Below are 17,542 nucleotides of genomic sequence, written 5' to 3'. Positions count from 1 at the left end.
CAGGAGTCCTCACGAAAAAACACTACCGGCCAAAAGGCGCGGTAGTGTTGAATCACGAAGGGGGCAATACGTCGTCAACCAGAAGCCTGAGACTCTCTACATGAGAGCATCCCATGTCGCTTCTGTCTGACGCTCTTCAGTACGCTCCTGCGGGGGCTGCGCTGGCAGTTGCGCCTTTGGCCTTTCAGTGGCTGGACTTGCCGCCTTATTGACCTCGGGCTTCGCTATCTTTGCCGCTTCGAAAGCGATGACCAAAAGTGTGCCCGTGGGCTTCCCATCCCGGCCGATGTAGAAGTCGACCTTGAGCTTGCCGGTGACTTTGACGAAGTCACCTTTCTTGAGCCCCAGCTCGACGTCTTTCATGACGCGGACCGTGTAGAAGGTCGGGCTGGTGTCGATTCCGCGCTGGCTCTCAGCTACGCGCATCTCGAAGTAGCCTTTACCCGTGGTCTTGCTCTCTTTGCGCACCGGTTCGGTCGCAACGTTTCCGAATAATTGCATGTGAATTTCCTTGTCTGATGGGGTCTGGGGCACCAAAACTGAGGTGCCTTCCATGTGTAGCGACCAGAAGAAGATTCGCTGAGATCAATTCACTTGTTCACAAAGAATCTTGGGCTGCATGCCATGGAATGGCATGAGGCTGGTGCGCGCCAAGACAGGCCACGTGAGGGGGACGCAGATGCTGCGAAGCTCCAAATACGGCGCTGCCATAACGTGACCGAGGCCGTCCAGGGGAATTTCTCAGTGGATGTGGCGCTGAGCGGGGAGCAAGGGCACGAATGCGAGGTCAACCTATTGCTGGCGGATGCCCCGGGTTTTTAGCGGACTTGTCTCGAACCTGCGGGATTGACGGGCCTTGCATGTCGATGTGTTTGGCATGATCGCTTTAAAGGCCGGGTCTGCGTCTGCAAGGCACTGCCTCTCGAAAACGCGAATTCGCTCCAGCGAAAAAATATTCGACTCTTTTCTTTAATTCACTGTTAGTTTTGGCTCCGCACGCGCTATACGGAGAATGCAAAACAAACATGATTTTTTTACTTGGGACATCTTCGAGTGCCTGACTTCGACCCCGGATATGCCACGGGTCGAGCAACTCCCCCTTCCCAAACACTCGAACGCGCTCACTGGTGCGGAACGTTCTCGTCGCTACCGTCGACAAAAAAAGCTCCGCCAACAACAACGTTCGCTGCTGTGAGTGATGGTTCGGCTACACCGCTCTTACGAGTCAATTGGTGAGCCTTTGGAGCGTTAGGCAGGCGAGTGTCGTAAACGGTGCAGAGCCGTCAGCGAAATACGATGCTTTCAGGGGGGCTGCTGCTCGAAGGTGCTTGGCGAGCAGATGCTGTCTGTCACAGGACGCATCGACGAGCGACTGCTTTTGGGTTCTGAAGACGACCAGATTCCGGTGCTGCATTTCGAACCAGCTCAGACGTAAGTCAGTCCGCCTCCTGTACGTCGATTGTGGATTGGTCTATTCGCGATTGCCTCCCTGCTAGGGTACCTGTGGTCTTGCTCTCTTTGCGCACCGGGTCGGTCGCAACGTTTCCGAATAATTGCATGTGAATTTCCTTGTCTGATGAGGTCTGGGGCACCAAAAAAATGAGATGCCTTCCTTGTGTAGCGACCAGAAGAAGATTCGCTGAGATCAATTCACTTGTTCACAAAGAATCTTTGGCTGCATGCCATGGAATGGAATGGGGCCCGTATGCGTCAAAACAGGCCACTGCTGAAAGCAGCGGCCTGCGGTGAGGCTGATGGACTCAGAGAGACTTCTGCAGCGTTCGGCGATTTCGCTTCACCGAATGGAGTACTGCACGACGTACTTCAATGCGAGGGGACTGTTGAAATGCGTCGAGGATTCGGCTCATGGGGACCGCATCGTCCTCGGGGTCAATTCCGACGGTGTGGCACCAGGAGAGAATTCCGTACTCGCACGACCCTGAATCGACGGCATCTGCGATGGACACCTCGTGGTTGTACTTGCTGTAGCGCTTCACGAACTGCTCGATGCTGATGTGATAGGGCCCTTTGGGCTGCGAAGGCGTGCGAGCACGGACCTTGCGCGACACGCCTTTGATGGCAGCTTCGATGTTCTCGCCGTGAAACACTTCGCCATCGAAGCGCGCAATTACGCCGCGGTTCATGGTTCCCGAGTAGCCTCGGCCTTGTTGCACCCAGACTGCTTCGAATAGCTCGATATCGCCGTGGCGTTCGAGGGGATGGGCGTCGAGAGTGAGCATGCCGCCGGCGGTGTCCAAACCCTTTTTCAGCACCCGCTCGCGCCAGTCTTCTGGGACGGTCAAACGATGGATGTCTACAGTTGCAGCCCATCCCTTGTAGGCGCCGCCGTAGACGTCGCGGTTCTCCCCTGAGCAAGATTTGTATTGAACCAAACTGGGTGTCTTGGTCAGCTGAACTTCGATGCGGCTTCCTCCGGAGGCTCCTGTGCGCAGGCACTCTTTCAGTGCTTCTGTAACGGCTTGTTTACGGACCTCTGCGAGGCGTTCCAAGGGCTTCCCTCGGGGGAGCAAGACGGGTTTGCCAGTCGGCGATTTGCGATTGATGAACTTCTCATAGCCGAGCCGGCCGATACGTCGCTTGATACGGGTTTCCAGGCGATGTTGCTGGACATACCAAATCTCATTGCAACGCTCCATCAATTTTTCGATACTTGCGTCGTCGCCTGAGCGGTCATTCTGCTGAAGGATGGACTTCGCCCACTTCTTGGTGTCCAGGTTCATATGCATTGCAGCCAATGCCGAGAATTCCGCGGGGGAAGCTTTGCTCTTCTTGGTGCGACTCGGTTGCTTGTTGATTTCTTGGTTCTTGGGGACTCGTACGAACTTCATGGATAGACCTCTTTTGAAACCTGACCAACTGCGGTCAGTAAGAGGTAAAGGACCCTTTGTTATACGTTTTGCAAAAATTATGAAAATTTCTGTGGTGGCGTCCTTTTCCCGACCGCCGCCGTCCAGCTCAGCGCCTTGGGTCTAGGCCAGATAGGGCCACCTTCCGGCAGTCGGTACGGAAGATAGTTTTCATCGAACCAGCCAGGCAGTTCCGCTGGCGAATGGCTCGTGACTCGGGCCTTTGGCAGCCAGGTGGGCAGCAGTTGCACGACGATGTGCCCGACGACAGCGTCGGCCATTGCGCCTCGTTTGCCCCCTTTGGCCTCTACAAAGGCAGTCACCGTGAAGACGCCGGGCTCAACTTCCTCGAAATGTTTGCGGCCTTCGATAAGCACCAGTTCCCCTTGTGCCTTGGCGAGATTCCGAATAACTGCGAGTGCTCGCTGCTGTATGCGCTCCGTACGCGCGCAGACAATTACTGTCCTCAGCACTGTGCCGTCCGTGAGGGTTGATCCCACCCGCATTGCGAGTGCTGCCAACGCCGCTTCGCGGTTGGCGCCGCGTTTGCTCCTGTCGACTTCAAACCAGGTAGTTGCGATTTCGGTACCACCAGGCGTCCGCTTGCGACAGACGGCGTCTGGTCTCAGGCTCACCCAAGTGCTACTGCCGCCGGTGCTGACGTTCACCTTCAGCAGTCCCTGGACCATGCTCTTGCCGGTCTTGCCGCGGTTGAGTTCTTGAAGCAGCTCCTGCTCGGTCAGCGCAGCAAGCCCTCGCGCCTCGGAGGCAAGGACAAGGAACTGTGCCCAGAGGCGATGTTCCGGGTTGCTCATATCAGACACCCTGCGCACTGACGACGCGGCCTCTTTTCCACGCGATTCCAGCCAGTCGACGCCTTTCTGAGTGAGTCCGTAGACCGTCTGAAACCGGTCTGTGCGATATCGCTTGAGCAGCTTTCCTTTGACCATGCCGCGCATTGCGCGCTGCGCTGCAGTGAGAGCTGCTTTGAACGGCCTCTCCGCGAAGCATGCGACTGCGACGTCGATGGTACGGATGACCCGGAATCGGTTTGCCAGGAGCAATGCGCGTTCGCAAATCAGCGTTTGGAGTACTGTCGTCGGAATCTCTGTAGACAGCCCTCGCGACACCAATTTTTGTGGGGTCTGGGCTGAGCTGTCGGTTTCCTCGGCGCCGCTCTTTGGTGACAGTGATGCACCTTCTTGAGCCTCCATGGTTCCGGCAGGCGCATCGCAGTGACGCATGCGACTGTCAGCCGCTGACGCATCTGATGGCATACCTGTGGCCGGGTGGCTGAGTCGCTGTGTTTTCGTTGCTGTATCCCGGTGTCGCTGTATTTCGTTCATGGTTGTCTCGCTTGTTGATTTAAGAGCTTCTTCTTTTGGTCCGTCATCAATAACCGGCGCTCTTTCAACGTATAGCGACTACCTGCCGAATACAGTGCTACCAGTGCTCGATAGCCGGCACACCACGCCGCTGGCGTGCATTCGTTAAGCTCTCTTCGAGGGTGGCTGCACGGCAGCCAAAGGGCAGGGGGCAGCTGTCCATCCCCTTTGTCCGCCTTGTCCGCAGGTGTGCGGACATCTGCCAGGTTTTCTTCGCGACGTTCATCAATGCCGCTGTTCGTCCGGCCGGCTGCGCCGGTGCGAACCGCCGCCGTCCCTGACCGGTTTTCGAGGGTGAATGTTTTTCCGTAGACGGCTTGCTCAACTGTTCTCTCGGCACACTGTGCCGCCACGGTCCTGCCCTGCGCTTTGGAATCAACTGTTCATCGCCAAAGCACCGGGGCCCTGACCTTGTCTGCCTCGCCTTGCGAGGCCCTCTCATCGAAGGCTGTATGCGCGGGAACGGCGGCGGTTCGCACCGCCTTGCCGGCCCGGGTCGCGAGCAACTGTCTCTCATGGGTGTGTGATCTGACGCAGCTGTGACCCGTGCACGCACCAGCTGTCATGCGAGGGATGCCGCTGGACGCGTCACCGTGGGATGGCTGGTGCCACCGAGTGATACCGTTTTGTGCCAACAGGCCGGACGTCGGTAAAAAATCTTCGAGCGACGGCGAGGGTGTGGCGCTGGTGCGCCACGGGAAAGTGACTCAAGCTACCGCACGACCGGCCTTCGATTCGGAGCCTTTAGCAGTGTTCTGTGAACCGATGGATAGCTTGGAGGTTCTTCCAATGGTCGCAAGACGTGTCAACAACACTCGCTCACGGTTGCAGCTCCACTAACTTGTTCCTTCGTTACTGTGTTTTCGGTTGCATGTATGGCAACTGTGTCGCTTAGCCAAGTCATTGGACTCTGCCGTTTGCGATGCAGGGCAGCCTCGATAGTGCTCAGGAAATTGCCTCGCGGCAATTTTGATTCGGGTGCATCGAGGTAGGGTGCTTTCTGTCCTTGCGCAATGGCATCGTTCGCAGCGATTTCCCGCATCTCCGGACGAAGCACGTGAGTCAAATCGGCCTTCTCGCAGCTTTGACTCAGCCTGAGGGCTGAGGAGTCTCTTTGCTGAGTCTTTTAGTACGTCAGACTTTTAGTGTTCGCTATGGTCTTCCGTGGGGTCAAATTTTTTGAGTTTGACGTTGCGATAGATTGTTTTTTCGAGCACGTATCCGAGCAAGATGAAAATTGGTGTGGTGACCCGCATCCACCAGAGCATTCGTCCGATGGTGGTCTGCGTTAACCTGTCGAGGTCGTCATACGCATGCGTTTCAGGTACTTGAGTCTCCACGTCCGGCTCACCCATGGACGTCGGGCATGGTTCCCCAGTTTCTGTGCTGCAGTCTCTTCGTTCGATGCTGATTTGACGGGATGAGCTTTCTTGCATTTTGGCAGTCTATGGGGCTTCATCCGCTATGTCATCGGATGCTGGCAGCTCTCAAAAATGCACTGCTGGAACTGCAACACAGCTACAGGGACGGAAAAGACACATCAATCTATGCGAGAACTACCAGCCAAACCACCCAGCGACAAGGTGAGAAATGCCTAGCGATGACTGCCGCTGCCATGCTCGTGCCACCATTCTCACATCTTGTTACGATCAGCTAGGAAAAGTCTCCTGTCTGATTGAATAAATTGCGCTCAGCCATCCCGTTGAACTCGACCACTGTCTCCAACCGCTGTGGCTACTGCGGTGCCACTAGCTACCATCGACTCCTCGCACGCGATGACGCTGGCGTCATGCGCTACACCGAAGCCCTGCGTTGCACGGGTTGCGGGCGCGAATACGCCAACCTGCAGGTATGGCGTCAGGGCGGGACACAAGAGTCCAGCAGTCCGCCTGTTGCAGCGGCCAACTGAGCGCGCATTGGCTCCGGTTCGCGTAGAGTGTTCCCGGTGCCTAACACGGTCCCCCTCGGCCAACACACAACATTCCTTCACTTATCCCACCGCATTCGCATGTCCAGCTACGCCGAACTCCTCGCCCAGAAAAAACTCCTCGACGAGCAAATCGCCAACGCCAAGAAGGCTGAGTCAGAACAGGCACTCCAAACCGTCCTGCAACTCGTTCAGGAATTCGGCTTCACGGCCCAGCAAGTCTTCCCTTGGAAGCCTCAGCCGAAGAAAGTCTCGGCCAAATACCGGGACCCTGACACCGGCGCCACCTGGTCCGGCCGGGGCAAGCCGCCCCAGTGGATTGCGGGCAAGGACCGCACACCCTTTGTGATTGCCTGATTGGCATCGTAAGAGAGCCGGGCAATTCGTCGGCACGTCCTGACTCCTGCGAGATCACTACATGCAATGGCCTTGTGGCGGGGGTGTGTGAGATCGCCGAGAGGACGAACCCGTAGTCCAGGCTAGAGGAGCAATGTGCAGCGAGTCTGTTGTGACTTGGTGGGCTGCTTTGCAGCGGTTGCGGTCGGTCGTCCAGCCGCCATGGAAGTCCGCTGGCGATCTCTTATCGGAGGTTCGGAGCGGGGGCCATCCTTTTTCGGGATGGAGATGAAACACAACAATCTGTTGAATCCGGACACGGCTTGCGCCTTCAAGCCAGCCTAAGTAGGTTCGGGAGGTTCATAAGCGGCTTGATAAGACGTTAAGTGTCTCTCAGCATGCAGCTCGCTAAGCATGATCGAATTGGCATAGCCTTATCTACTCAAGCGACGGCCGCTCTCGATCTTGACGCCCGGTTGATCTTTGCGAATGGGATTGACCTTCTCATCATGGCAAGGTTCATAGTCAAACCGTGAATCAACCAAAGGAGGCTCACATGGTCCATTTCAATGTTCCTGATATGACGTGCGGCGGTTGTGCTCAGCGTATTCGTCGAGCAATGGCTCAGGCCCAGCTACCAGCAGGCGTCGAAGTAGAAATCGATGTGGCCACGCGGCAGGTCCGCGTTCCTGGGCAAGTCGAAGACGACACTGTGGAGCTTGTCCGCTCCGCAATTGAGCGTGCCGGATACAAAGCAGACGCCGTGGCGGGGACTTCATCGCGCCGAACAACCGGTGGCTGCTGCTGTGCGTCTCGGTCCACAACCTCTGTTGATGTGAATCAAGGCGCTGCGAACCGTACGTCGTCATGCTGCAGTTGAACCTACAAGGAGACCATCATGCGTCTGAATATCGTCGCTGGGCTGTTGACAACCCTTTTCGTGGCGGGCTGTGCCGTCGCGCAATCTCCAAAACCTGCGGACGAACACGCAGGCCACCACCCCGGTGATGCGCAGAGCGGGGGCGTAACCACCCAGTCTGCCCCGGCAGCTACCACCCAGCCAACACCGGACGCCTTTGATCGTCAGATGAAGGCGATGCAGGAAATGCACAAAAAAATGCAGGCGGCCAAGACTCCCCCCGAACGTTCTGCTCTGATGGACGAGCACATGAAGCTCATGCAGTCCGGCATGGCCATGATGGGTGCTGGTAATTCTGGTGGCATGGGTATGGGGATGATGCAGCAAGGGGCGCAGGCCAAACCTGCCGCACCTGCAGCCTCTGGAAACTCGGGCATGGGAGGCGGCATGATGGGCATGCACGCTCAAATGGAGCGCCGCATGGCCATGATGGAACAGATGATGCAAATGATGGTGGACCGTCAAGCGGCTATGCCATCCAAGTAGGCCCAGCGAGCGTCCTGAGGGTGCTCGCCCCCTCAAAAAGTGGATCAGTGCGCCATGCCCCGCCTCTACCCACAGCATCGAGGTACTGCTCCGTTGTCGGCCGCTCGCTTGGCTGCCAGCGGGGAGTCGCTGAGCCTCAAATCCTGGAGTATGGTGCACTTCGGCGCTGGCCCGCCAACACACTGCTCGGTGCAGGCCACTACGAAACGACTCAGACTGCGCTCCAGGGCCGATAGCTCGGCCAGCTTGGCGCGCACGGTGTCCAGGTGTACCTGGGCGATTTCACGGGCTTCTACACAATCCGTATCAGCACTTGAGGCCAGTGAGACCAAGGCCTTCGTGTCATCCAGTGAGAACCCGAAGTCGCGGCAGTGGCGGATGAGCGTGAGCATCTCCTGCGCGTCGGCCCCATACACCCGGTGACCGCTCGGCCGACGACTGGCTTCAGGGATCAACCCAACCTCCTCATAGTACCGGATCGCAGAAACGTTCAGCCCGGTTCGCTCCGCCAGCGCGCCAATGGTCAATTGCAGGGTGTGGTTTTTCATCGAAAGTTCTTGCATCTCAAGTTACTTGAGGTTCTAGAGTCAGTCTATCCGAACTGATATATGAAAGGAATTTCGATGAAAAAACCTCTTCTCGCCACCATCGGTCTAGCGGGAGCGTGTGCCGCATGCTGCGCGGTTCCGCTGCTAGTACCTGTCATCTCGGGACTGTCCGTCGCTGGCTTGGTTGGAGTGGACTGGCAGCGGTTCACCGCCAACCAGGAACACATGGCTGTGGTGCTCGGCATTGCCGCTGCAATCACTGTGGCACTCGGCCTCTGGCTCGCCCGCAGGCGGCGTGCAGGTCAGACTTGCACACCAGCAGCTTCCGCCCAGGAAAATAGGTCGCAAAGCTCCGGCTCCTGTGGGTGTGGCAGTCCCAAGTCGTCTGTGACGATGCAATGATGCCAACAACCAACTTCGAAATCGTCAGCGCATGCATGCTAGGTTGCGCCAACATCAGCGCACGGTTGAACCGCATTGCACTCCTCGCGGACCGCTATCCTCGGTCTGAACGCCAGGATGGCTGTGCCCTAAGGTTGACCTACGAAACCTCGGCTTCACACGAGCTACGAACAATTGTTGAACTGGAGTGCCAGTGCTACCCGTTCCTGGTGCTCGACCTGAGCGAGGCGGCGGGCCATGTGCAACTTGCCAGCACGACGCTGCCGAGCGGCGGCGAATCTTCTGCGGTGCTGTACGAGCACTTTCGGGGTGCCATACCCTCTCTCCCAGCGCGCAGTTGCTCTGGCGGCGGATGTGGCTGCGCTGCCTGAGGAAATCAATCCGCCAGCTGGCGGCAACGACGATCCTGCTGGTCGCGCAGATGCTGTTACTCCCCGGCAATCTTGGTGTGTTCCTAAGTGTTAAGGCTGCAACCCTGGTTCAGGCTGGTCCGTTCGTGCACGCATTCATGCGGCTCATCGCACTCCCGCTCGCCCTCGCGGCTGCGACGCAACTCTGAGCCGTAAAGTGCACAGGGCGCACGCGCTGTAGGGATGCTTTGCCTGCTGCCAGTCCCCGCTACGGCTGTCGCGTTGTTCGTCATGATCGCTGCGGTGGTGCCGCAACTGGGCCCCGCCGTCGGTCCCGCGCTGCAAGTGGTGCCCATCTGTGTCGCATTCGCCGTCCTCGCGCCCATGATCGGTTAGGCAGTAGCCGTAACGTTCAAGCTTGAACCCGCCGCAGGCCGTTCCATAGCATTCAGTTCCAGCACCCGCAATTCACTTGTGGTGCTCCCTCTGGCCTTGGCTGCGCCTGGTGCCGTACCGATCCTGCCAGTGATCATCGTTACCCAGACGCTAGTGGAACTGCTAGCGGAGCTGGTCTATGTACGATGGATGCCCAGGCTTGGGCGTCAGTGATCAGACCAGACGGGGCATGGTCGCGCGCTCTGCTCAGGCGCGGCAGCACTCCGGCAAGAACATGGATTTGAGCTGCGTCCAGTAGCCCGCATGCGCCGGGTAGTCCGTGGTGGACGCAAACAGTCCGACTTGTACGGGATCGTTCTGCCCAGGCTGGTAGCGGAAGGTGCCGAAGACTTGATCCCAGAGGATGAGTGCACTGCCGAAGTTCGCATCGGCCTCGGCGCTTTCGGTGGAGTGGTGCCAGCGGTGCAGTTCGTTGGTACTGAAGACGTAGTTGGCCCAACCGCTGCGCAGATCCAGGTTGGCGTGCTGGAGCATCAGTACCGGCTGCGTCAGCGCGAGATAGGCAAGAATGGCCTCTGCCGAGAAGCCCAGCAGCATGGCCGGGAGCATCGACACGGCGAAATTGATGAAGTAGTTGAGCGGGTGAAAGCGCAGGTTGTTGAGCGCGTACAAACGCTCACTGCTGTGGTGCATCGCGTGCAGCCACCACAGAGCGCGCACCTGGTGGTGAAAGCGGTGGGACCAGTATTTTCCGAACTCGATCAGCAGCGCTGCCAACACCACCTGGAGCACAAAAGGCAGGCCCCGCAGCCACTCAGAGCCTCCGCCTCCGTTGTGCCCATACACCGCCACCATAGCTAGACCCCCCAGCAACTTGAGCAGCGGCTCAACCACGGCGACCATGGTGGCAGCGCTGACCCAGTCAGTGGCCGCGTCGCCAATGGGCCGGTTCCACGCGGAGCGGTACGGGAAATAGCGTTCTAGGATACTGGCCAGCAGCAGTGTCATGGCCGAGGCCAACAACACCACGAGTTCCAGCGGGCCGCCAGCACCCTGAACACAGACGAACGCACCGATGCTGGCCGCAGCGACCAGCACGACAAGATGACGGGAAAGAAAAACAGACATGTGGCGACTCTTCTGGTTGGTCTAAGAGGCAGTCCGCAATGGCAAACGAGTGATCCGAGATCAGATGCTGCGCTGGTTCACTCGCTTGGACAGCTCCTCAGCGCTCTCACGGCGTTCGCTGTACCGATCCACCAGGTAATTGGCGCAATCGCGCGTGAGCAGCGTGAACTTGACCAGCTCTTCCATCACGTCCACCACGCGCTCGTAGTAGCTCGATGGCTTCATGCGCCCGCTCTCGTCGAATTCGAGAAAGGCCTTCGCAACGGACGATTGATTGGGGATGGTGATCATACGCATCCAGCGGCCCAGCACCCGCATCTGATTGACGGCGTTGAACGACTGCGAGCCGCCCGACACTTCCATCACCGCGAGCGTCTTGCCCTGCGTTGGCCGCACCGCGCCCACCGACAAAGGTATCCAGTCGATCTGCATCTTCAGGATGCCGGTCATTGCGCCATGGCGTTCCGGTGAGGTCCACACCATGCCCTCGGCCCATTGGGCAAGCTCGCGCAGCTCCACCACCTTGGGATGGCTGTCGGGTTCAGAGTCCGGCAGCGGCAGGCCGCGCGGATCGAAGATGCGGGTTTCTGCCCCCAGGGAGCGCAGCAGCCGGGCGGCTTCCTCCGTCAACAATCGGCTGTAGGAGCGCTCACGCACCGAGCCATAGAGCAGCAGAATGCGAGGTGCATGGGTGGAGCGCTGAGCAGGCGCCAGCCGCTCCAGATCAACCGCCTCCAGCAAGGCTGCATCAACGTTGGGAAGATCCGGATTCATACCAGCCCTTGGAAGAGTTCACTACTTTGACCACCAGCAGCATGACCGGCACCTCGATGAGCACGCCCACCACCGTGGCCAGGGCCGCACCCGAATGAAAACCGAACAGGCTGATGGCTGTGGCCACAGCCAGCTCGAAGAAGTTGGAGGCTCCGATCAACGCCGATGGGCAAGCCACGGCGTGCTTCTCTCCTGCAACCCGGTTGAGCCAGTAGGCCAGCGCCGAGTTGAAGAACACCTGGATGAGGATGGGCACGGCTAGCAACGCGATGACCAGGGGTTGCTGCAGGATGGCCTCGCCCTGGAACGCAAACAATAGCACCAGCGTCAGCAGCAGCGCCCCAATGGACCAGGGGCCAATGCGATGCAGCGCAGCGTCAAACACCGCTTGCCCGCGTGCCAGCAATGCCCGGCGCAGCCATTGGGCCAGCACCACGGGAATCAGGATGTAGAGCACCACCGATGTGAGCAAGGTATCCCAGGGCACCGTGATGGCCGACAGCCCCAGCAGGAAAGCCACGAGCGGCGCGAACGCCACGATCATGATGCTGTCGTTCAGGGCCACTTGGGACAGCGTGAACAGCGGGTCTCCGCCGGTGAGGCGACTCCACACGAACACCATGGCCGTGCACGGTGCGGCGGCCAGCAGGATGAGCCCGGCGATGTAGCTGTCGATCTGGTCGGCCGGCAGATAAGGGGCAAACCACTGGCGGATGAACAGCCAGCCCAGGAAGGCCATGGAAAATGGCTTCACCAGCCAATTCACGAACAGCGTGACCCCGATGCCACGCATGTGGTGGCGCACCTCGCCCAAGGCGGCGAAGTCCACCTTGAGCAGCATGGGGATGATCATGACCCAGATGAGCAGACCCACGGGCAGATTCACGCGGGCAACCTCCCAGGCACCTATGGTACGGGCCGCGCCGGGGAATACCTGCCCCAGCCCAATGCCCACCACGATGCACAGCACCACCCACACGGTGAGATAGCGCTCGAACACGCTCATACTGGATTTCTGCATCTCGTCTCTCAGTTTGCCGTCAATTGCCGCGCGGTGGTTTGCAGCACCGCTTTGCCAAGTTTTTCTTCTGGCAGACTCACCAACAGTTCCAGGCGGCGCTTGATGGCGTGGAGCGTCTGGCGGAAGGCTTCAAGTTTCTGCTCGTCCGTGCCGTCGCCCTCGCTGGGGTCTGCATATCCCCAGTGCGCTGTGGCGGGGTGGCCCGGCCAGATGGGGCAGACCTCGCCCGCTGCGTTGTCGCAGACGGTGATGATCAGGTCCATTTGGGGCGCATCGGGCGCAGCGAATTCATCCCAACTCTTGCTGCGCAGGCCTTCGGTGGAAATGCCAGCGCCTTGCAGCACCTTCAGGCCCAGGGGGTTTGGCTGCTGGTTTTCACGGGGGCTGCTGCCTGCTGAATAGGCTCTGAAGCGGCTGTTGCCCATGTCATTGAGTAGGGCTTCGGCCAGGATGCTTCGCGCAGAGTTGTGCGTGCACAGGAAGAGGACGTTGAGAGGGGGACGGGTTTCGGTCATTGGAGACTCCAGAGTTAGCAGCACTTCGAGGGGTTGGTGGATGACGGGCCACAGCAGGCAGCTTGTTTGGCGGCTGGTGCGGATGGGGCAGCGGTCGGACAGCAGGCTGCAGCCGATTCCCGCGCGTCGGATTCATTGAACACAGGAATATTTCCAAGCGTATGAAAGTGCTCCCAGGCCACGCCCTGCGGGTCAGTCACCCAGTGTTTTTCACTGCGGGCATAGCAACAGCTGGTCGCCCCTTCGTCGAGCAGCGCCATGTCGGCGGACCAGGCTCGATCCTTGAGGTCCGCCAGTTCATGCGCTTCGTCCACCTGGAACCCCAAGTGGTCCAGGCCCGGATTGCTGCCGCGTGTGGAGATCGCGAAGTTCACCCGAGGGTCTTCGAGCATCCACTTGGCGTAGTCCTTCTCCACGCGCGAGGGCTGGACGGCGAACAGCCGAGAATAGAACGCGATGCTCTGGTCGAGATCGTTCACGTGCATATGGACATGGAATCGCTTCATGGTGGCTTCCTTTAGCAATCGCAGGAGGTGGCTTGCTCGGTCAGGCAAGGAACACCTTGGCAGCAGTTCTCGGTCATGTACGCCAGCAAGGAGTTCATGGTGTCGTACGAAGCGCGGTAGACCAGGTTGCGCCCCTGACGCTCCTGACTCACCAAGTTGGCATGCGCCAGTTCCTTGAGGTGAAACGACAGGGTGTTGGGGGCGATGCCCAGCTGCTCCGCTATGGCGCCGGGCGTGAGACCCTCCTGGCCCGCGACAACGAGGGCGCGGAAGACCCGCAGGCGTACTTCTTGGGCAAGGGCGGCAAGGATTTTGACGATCAGCGCTTCATTCATTTCTCGATAATACATTAATCGTTGAAATATTGTATTGTGGACTTGATTCGAACTCACAAGATCCTGCAGGCCTATGCGGGCACGTTGGACGATGTGGTTTGGACCAGTTCGCCCTGGACGCACTGTGGCAAATCAATCTCGCAACCGTCCGGCGATCCATTGCAGCAGTGCTGCACCAGGAAGGCGAGAAGCTCGTTCATGCGAGGGAACTGCGCTCGGTAGAAAACGAACTTCCCTTCGTGACTACCCTGAATCAAGCCCGCATGTGCCAATTCCTTCAGGTGGAAAGAGAGCGTCGCGGAAGGCAACTGGAGCTTCTCGCCTATCTTCCCGGCAGACATGCCGGACTCTCCTGCCACGACAAGAAGCCGGTAGGCGGCAAGACGCGTTGGTTGTGCGAGAGCGGCAAGAGCTGTAACAGCCTGATCTGAATTCATCAGCTTGAAGAGAGCCGAGACGTTGTCCGGCCAAACCACAAAGTGTCCATCAAGAACATGACGATTTGATGGCGGTGGGAGTCCACCTATCCTATGCAGCAGCAGGCAGTTTTGCGTGGAAAGGTGCTTTGCGGCAGAGCCGGTAGCCAACAGTTCTTATCGTCTGGACCATCTCATCCATCCCAGTTGTCGCCAGCGCTGAGCGCAAGCGTTTGATGTGTGCATCGATGGTGCGCTCATCCACCGCTTGATTCTCGCCCCACACCTTTTTGCGGATTTCGGCCCGAGTGAGGGGGACTTCTGGCTTGCATAGCAGGAAGTGCAGAAGCCGGAACTCCGTTGGCGCTAGATGAACCCTGATCCACCGGCTGTGGACCAGGCACATGACCTCGTGTCTCGCAGGACTCAAGGTCAAGCCGTCGAAGGTAATCTCACGATCTGAAAGCTCCGGGGCCCTGCGTCGTAGCAACGCTCTTACCCGGGCCATGAAAATCGCACGCGAAAATGGCTTCGTCAAAAAATCGTCCGCCCCGGCATCAAGCGCTGCAATCGTCGCGCCTTCATCCACAAAGCTACCGATGCCGATGATGGAGGTTTCTTGCTCGTCGAACATGGATCGCAGTTCCTGAACGAAGGCCTGCGGATTCGGCTGCGCTAGGGCCCAATTGACTACGATGAGATCCGGCGCGTCAAATGGCATGCGGTTTCGAGCAACCGACGGATCGCCGGCCTCGCGGACAGAGAACCCGTGCTCTTCCAGCGGGACCACAATGAGGTCTCTCGCGGAGGCTTCAGTGTCAATCACGAGGGCGCTGCGGGGGAGAATTCGTGTATACATGTCGTCACCCATGAAGGGTGCGCACGCTCGGCGCGCACCCCTTGAGAGCGGTCAAACGGAGCTGACGCTGCAAACGCATACCAGCTTCGTTGGAATCACCCTTCAGCTGCCAATTCGACCACCGTCATTCTTTGTGATCACGATGGTGGCCGAGCGAGGCCGCTTGCCAGCGCCATAGCCCGCGTTCGTGGGCCATTGGCTGGTGTACTTGGCGGGGTCCCCGATGTTCGCCTGCGAGGTGGTCTCACCAGGATGCTGGATATTCACGAACATGGCCTTCCCATCGGGCGTCTCACACAAGCCCGTGATTTCGCAACCCACAGGCCCTACCAGGAAACGCTTGAGGGTGGAGGCCGTAGGGGCCTGGCCCACATTCGTGGCCACGTCGAGCTTGCTGCCATCAGCCTTGGTGTAGCTCAAGGTCTTCTTGGCTCCGTCACCGACCTTCCCGGGGATCGCGGCCAGCATCATGCAGTTCGTGACGTCGGTGTAGGCACCGTCATCGGTCTGGATCCAGCAGATGCCCGTGGAGGGGCTGAAGACGAGTCCGTCCGGGCTGGAGAAGTCCTGGTCAGCTGTGAGGCTGGAGATATTCACCATCCCCTTGTCGGCACCGGATTCGGCGCCGAACAGGTAGATGTCCCAGGTGAACGAGGTCGCCGAGCCGCCTGCAGCGCCTTCCTTCATGCGCAGCAGGTGGCCGTTCGGGTTGCCAAGCTGCGCGGTTGAGCCCTTCATGTCGGTGTAGACGCGTGGATTTGCAGCATCCGGCGCAACCTGTGAGGATCCGCTGGGGTCAACCCGGCGATTGCTGTTGTTGGTGAGCGTTTGATAGATCTCACCGTTGGCAGGGTTCACGCCACCCCACTCAGGGCGGTCCATCTTGGTAGCGCCCACGGCGTCCCCGGCGATGCGTGCATTCACCAAGACGTCTGCCTGGTCGGCAAACTTGTAGCCGGCGTAGTTCGCAATTGCAGCGTTGGCTATCGTCAATTCAATCCACTGACCCGAGCCGTCCGCGTTGTACTTGGCCACGTACAGCTTGCCGTTGTCCAGGTACTTGTCACCCGTCGCCATCCGGTCGGCGGGGTTGGCGTCCGCCGCAGACCACAGAGCGGTCGAGACGTACTTGTACATGTACTCATTGCGGGCATCATCACCCATGTAGACCACCAGAGGCTGGCCCACCACAGGAATACCGAAGGCAGCGCTTTCGTGGGCAAACCGGCCCAGGCCCGTGCGCTTCTTGGCGCTCTTTGACTTGTCCAGGGGGTCGATCTCGACGATGAAGCCCATTCCGTTCATTTCGTTGCGGTAATCATCGCTGCCATTGGCAGAGGTACCGAGCTTGCCGTTGATCCAACGCGCATACTTGTCCGCGCTGCCACCGCTTTCCCAGCCATGGCGGGATGCGGCACCCTGAGCACGGCCATATCGATTCAGTGCCGTAACGCTCTTGTCGTTGCCACGAGCGGCGTCGTCGGTCGAGGAGCGGGTGAAGTAACCAAACCAGTTTTCTTCGCCGGTCAGGAACGTCCCCCAAGGAGTCTTGCCAGTGCCACAGTTGTTGAGCGTGCCACGGGTCTTGGTACCGGTCGGCGAAAACTTCGTGATCATCAGTGCGCTACCGCGCGCAGGTCCCGAAATCTCGATCTCGCTCAACGGCGTCAGACGGAAATTGAATGGCGAGGACTGGACCGTGGCCCATTTGCCAGCTGTCTTTTTGACTTCAACCACGGAAATGCCATGTGCTGCGACTTCTTTGTCGATCTCGCTGGCTGGGCGTGGCAGTGTGGAGGTGCCGCCATTGGCATGCATGAAAAACGAGCTGAGTTTTTCGTCGGTCGTCGCTTCGTGATTCACTGCCAACAGGCCGCGCTCTGTCGCAGTGGCCGACAGTTTTCCATCACTGCTCAGTCCAAACCACTCCATGCCGTCGTGGTGGTCGCCTGCGCGATCCTCAAATCCCGTATCGGTCCCATCATTCTTGTAGGCTCCGGTGGCGGCTGACAGCGGGTCACCCAGGGCGTACAGAACGCTCGCGGTGTAGCCAGCAGGAACGATCACGGCGTCGGCCAGGCTCTTTGCCACGGCATTGAAACCGAGCAGCTTTTCTTCGGGAGCCGTTGCGGCGTCATCGCTGCCGCCGCACGCCGCGACAGAGAAGCCGCCGAGCAGCGCGGTTCCGACCGTCCCCACCCCGCCACGGAGCAATCCTCTGCGGCTCAATCGGGCGGCCAGCACGGAGTCAAACGTTGGGTTGCTGGACGTGTTGGAATTCTCGTCGTTGAAGTCAACAGCTGCAACTTCGGGGGATTTGTTCATCGCCATCCTTTTAGATATTTGGAAATATCGAATTTAGAAAGGCAGTG

The 17,542-nt window shown here is 58.9% G+C and carries 17 protein-coding genes; 3 read left to right on the top strand and 14 right to left on the bottom strand.

Translation table 11 applies throughout. The annotated features are described in order from the left end of the window. Nucleotides 1-96 precede the first annotated feature (96 nt). From DNK89_RS08135 to DNK89_RS08115, 4 genes are all read right to left on the bottom strand, one after another. Nucleotides 97-501 (bottom strand): single-stranded DNA-binding protein, encoded by a 405-nt coding sequence (locus DNK89_RS08135; protein ID WP_110959651.1) that lies wholly within the window; start codon nt 499-501, stop codon nt 97-99. 1,259 nt (nt 502-1,760) lie between these two features. Then, nucleotides 1,761-2,849 (bottom strand): hypothetical protein, encoded by a 1,089-nt coding sequence (locus tag DNK89_RS08125; RefSeq protein WP_110959649.1) that lies wholly within the window; start codon nt 2,847-2,849, stop codon nt 1,761-1,763. 77 nt (nt 2,850-2,926) lie between these two features. Continuing rightward, entirely contained in the window at nt 2,927-4,213 is a 1,287-nt protein-coding gene (locus DNK89_RS24555; protein WP_203422219.1) for a replication-relaxation family protein, read from the bottom strand. A gap of 1,181 nt (nt 4,214-5,394) precedes the next feature. Further along, on the bottom strand, nt 5,395-5,607 hold the full coding sequence (locus DNK89_RS08115; protein ID WP_110959648.1) for a hypothetical protein: 213 nt from the start codon (nt 5,605-5,607) through the stop codon (nt 5,395-5,397). 653 nt (nt 5,608-6,260) lie between these two features. On the opposite strand from DNK89_RS08115, the gene DNK89_RS08110 reads away from it, so the two are divergent. The 3 genes from DNK89_RS08110 (at nt 6,261) to DNK89_RS08100 (ending at nt 7,920) form a co-directional block, all read left to right on the top strand. Next, entirely contained in the window at nt 6,261-6,536 is a 276-nt protein-coding gene (locus DNK89_RS08110; protein ID WP_110959647.1) for an H-NS family nucleoid-associated regulatory protein, read from the top strand. A gap of 535 nt (nt 6,537-7,071) precedes the next feature. After that, entirely contained in the window at nt 7,072-7,395 is a 324-nt protein-coding gene (locus tag DNK89_RS25015; RefSeq protein WP_110959646.1) for a heavy-metal-associated domain-containing protein, read from the top strand. 18 nt (nt 7,396-7,413) lie between these two features. Next, the gene (locus DNK89_RS08100) at nt 7,414-7,920 is read left to right on the top strand and encodes a hypothetical protein (protein WP_110959645.1); all 507 of its coding nucleotides are present in this window, start codon (nt 7,414-7,416) and stop codon (nt 7,918-7,920) included. 65 nt (nt 7,921-7,985) lie between these two features. Here DNK89_RS08100 and DNK89_RS08095 read toward each other — a convergent pair whose 3' ends face one another. From DNK89_RS08095 to DNK89_RS08045, 10 genes are all read right to left on the bottom strand, one after another. Beyond that, nucleotides 7,986-8,483 carry a helix-turn-helix domain-containing protein gene (locus tag DNK89_RS08095; protein ID WP_110959644.1) on the bottom strand — a complete coding sequence of 166 codons (498 nt, stop codon included), beginning with the start codon at nt 8,481-8,483 and terminating at the stop codon, nt 7,986-7,988. A gap of 1,379 nt (nt 8,484-9,862) precedes the next feature. After that, nucleotides 9,863-10,744, bottom strand: coding sequence for a sterol desaturase family protein (locus DNK89_RS08085; protein ID WP_110959642.1), 882 nt, complete (start codon nt 10,742-10,744; stop codon nt 9,863-9,865). Between the two features lie 60 nt (nt 10,745-10,804). Continuing rightward, nucleotides 10,805-11,518, bottom strand: a complete 714-nt coding sequence (gene arsH, locus DNK89_RS08080; RefSeq protein ID WP_110959641.1) for an arsenical resistance protein ArsH — start codon at nt 11,516-11,518, stop codon at nt 10,805-10,807. Then, nucleotides 11,493-12,539, bottom strand: a complete 1,047-nt coding sequence (gene arsB, locus DNK89_RS08075) for an ACR3 family arsenite efflux transporter (RefSeq protein ID WP_203422218.1) — start codon at nt 12,537-12,539, stop codon at nt 11,493-11,495. Before arsB ends, arsH begins: the two co-directional genes overlap by 26 nt. Before the next feature lie 8 nt (nt 12,540-12,547). Beyond that, a complete protein-coding gene (locus DNK89_RS08070) occupies nt 12,548-13,054 on the bottom strand; it encodes an arsenate reductase ArsC (protein ID WP_110959640.1) in 507 nt (168 codons plus the stop codon). A gap of 14 nt (nt 13,055-13,068) precedes the next feature. Beyond that, nucleotides 13,069-13,560 (bottom strand): ArsI/CadI family heavy metal resistance metalloenzyme, encoded by a 492-nt coding sequence (locus DNK89_RS08065; protein WP_110959639.1) that lies wholly within the window; start codon nt 13,558-13,560, stop codon nt 13,069-13,071. Between the two features lie 11 nt (nt 13,561-13,571). Next, on the bottom strand, nt 13,572-13,895 hold the full coding sequence (locus tag DNK89_RS08060; RefSeq protein ID WP_110959853.1) for a helix-turn-helix transcriptional regulator: 324 nt from the start codon (nt 13,893-13,895) through the stop codon (nt 13,572-13,574). 71 nt (nt 13,896-13,966) lie between these two features. After that, entirely contained in the window at nt 13,967-14,332 is a 366-nt protein-coding gene (locus DNK89_RS08055; RefSeq protein ID WP_110959852.1) for a helix-turn-helix transcriptional regulator, read from the bottom strand. 91 nt (nt 14,333-14,423) lie between these two features. After that, a complete protein-coding gene (locus DNK89_RS08050; RefSeq protein WP_110959638.1) occupies nt 14,424-15,182 on the bottom strand; it encodes a winged helix-turn-helix domain-containing protein in 759 nt (252 codons plus the stop codon). A 90-nt stretch (nt 15,183-15,272) separates the two neighbouring features. Continuing rightward, nucleotides 15,273-17,495, bottom strand: a complete 2,223-nt coding sequence (locus tag DNK89_RS08045; RefSeq protein WP_110959637.1) for a PhoX family phosphatase — start codon at nt 17,493-17,495, stop codon at nt 15,273-15,275. Between the last annotated feature and the right edge of the window lie 47 nt (nt 17,496-17,542).

The organism is Acidovorax sp. ST3, from assembly GCF_003231145.1.
Lineage (GTDB): Bacteria > Pseudomonadota > Gammaproteobacteria > Burkholderiales > Burkholderiaceae_C > Acidovorax.
Note: the sequence above shows the minus strand (reverse complement) of the source record. Positions and strands in the feature narration are given on the sequence as shown.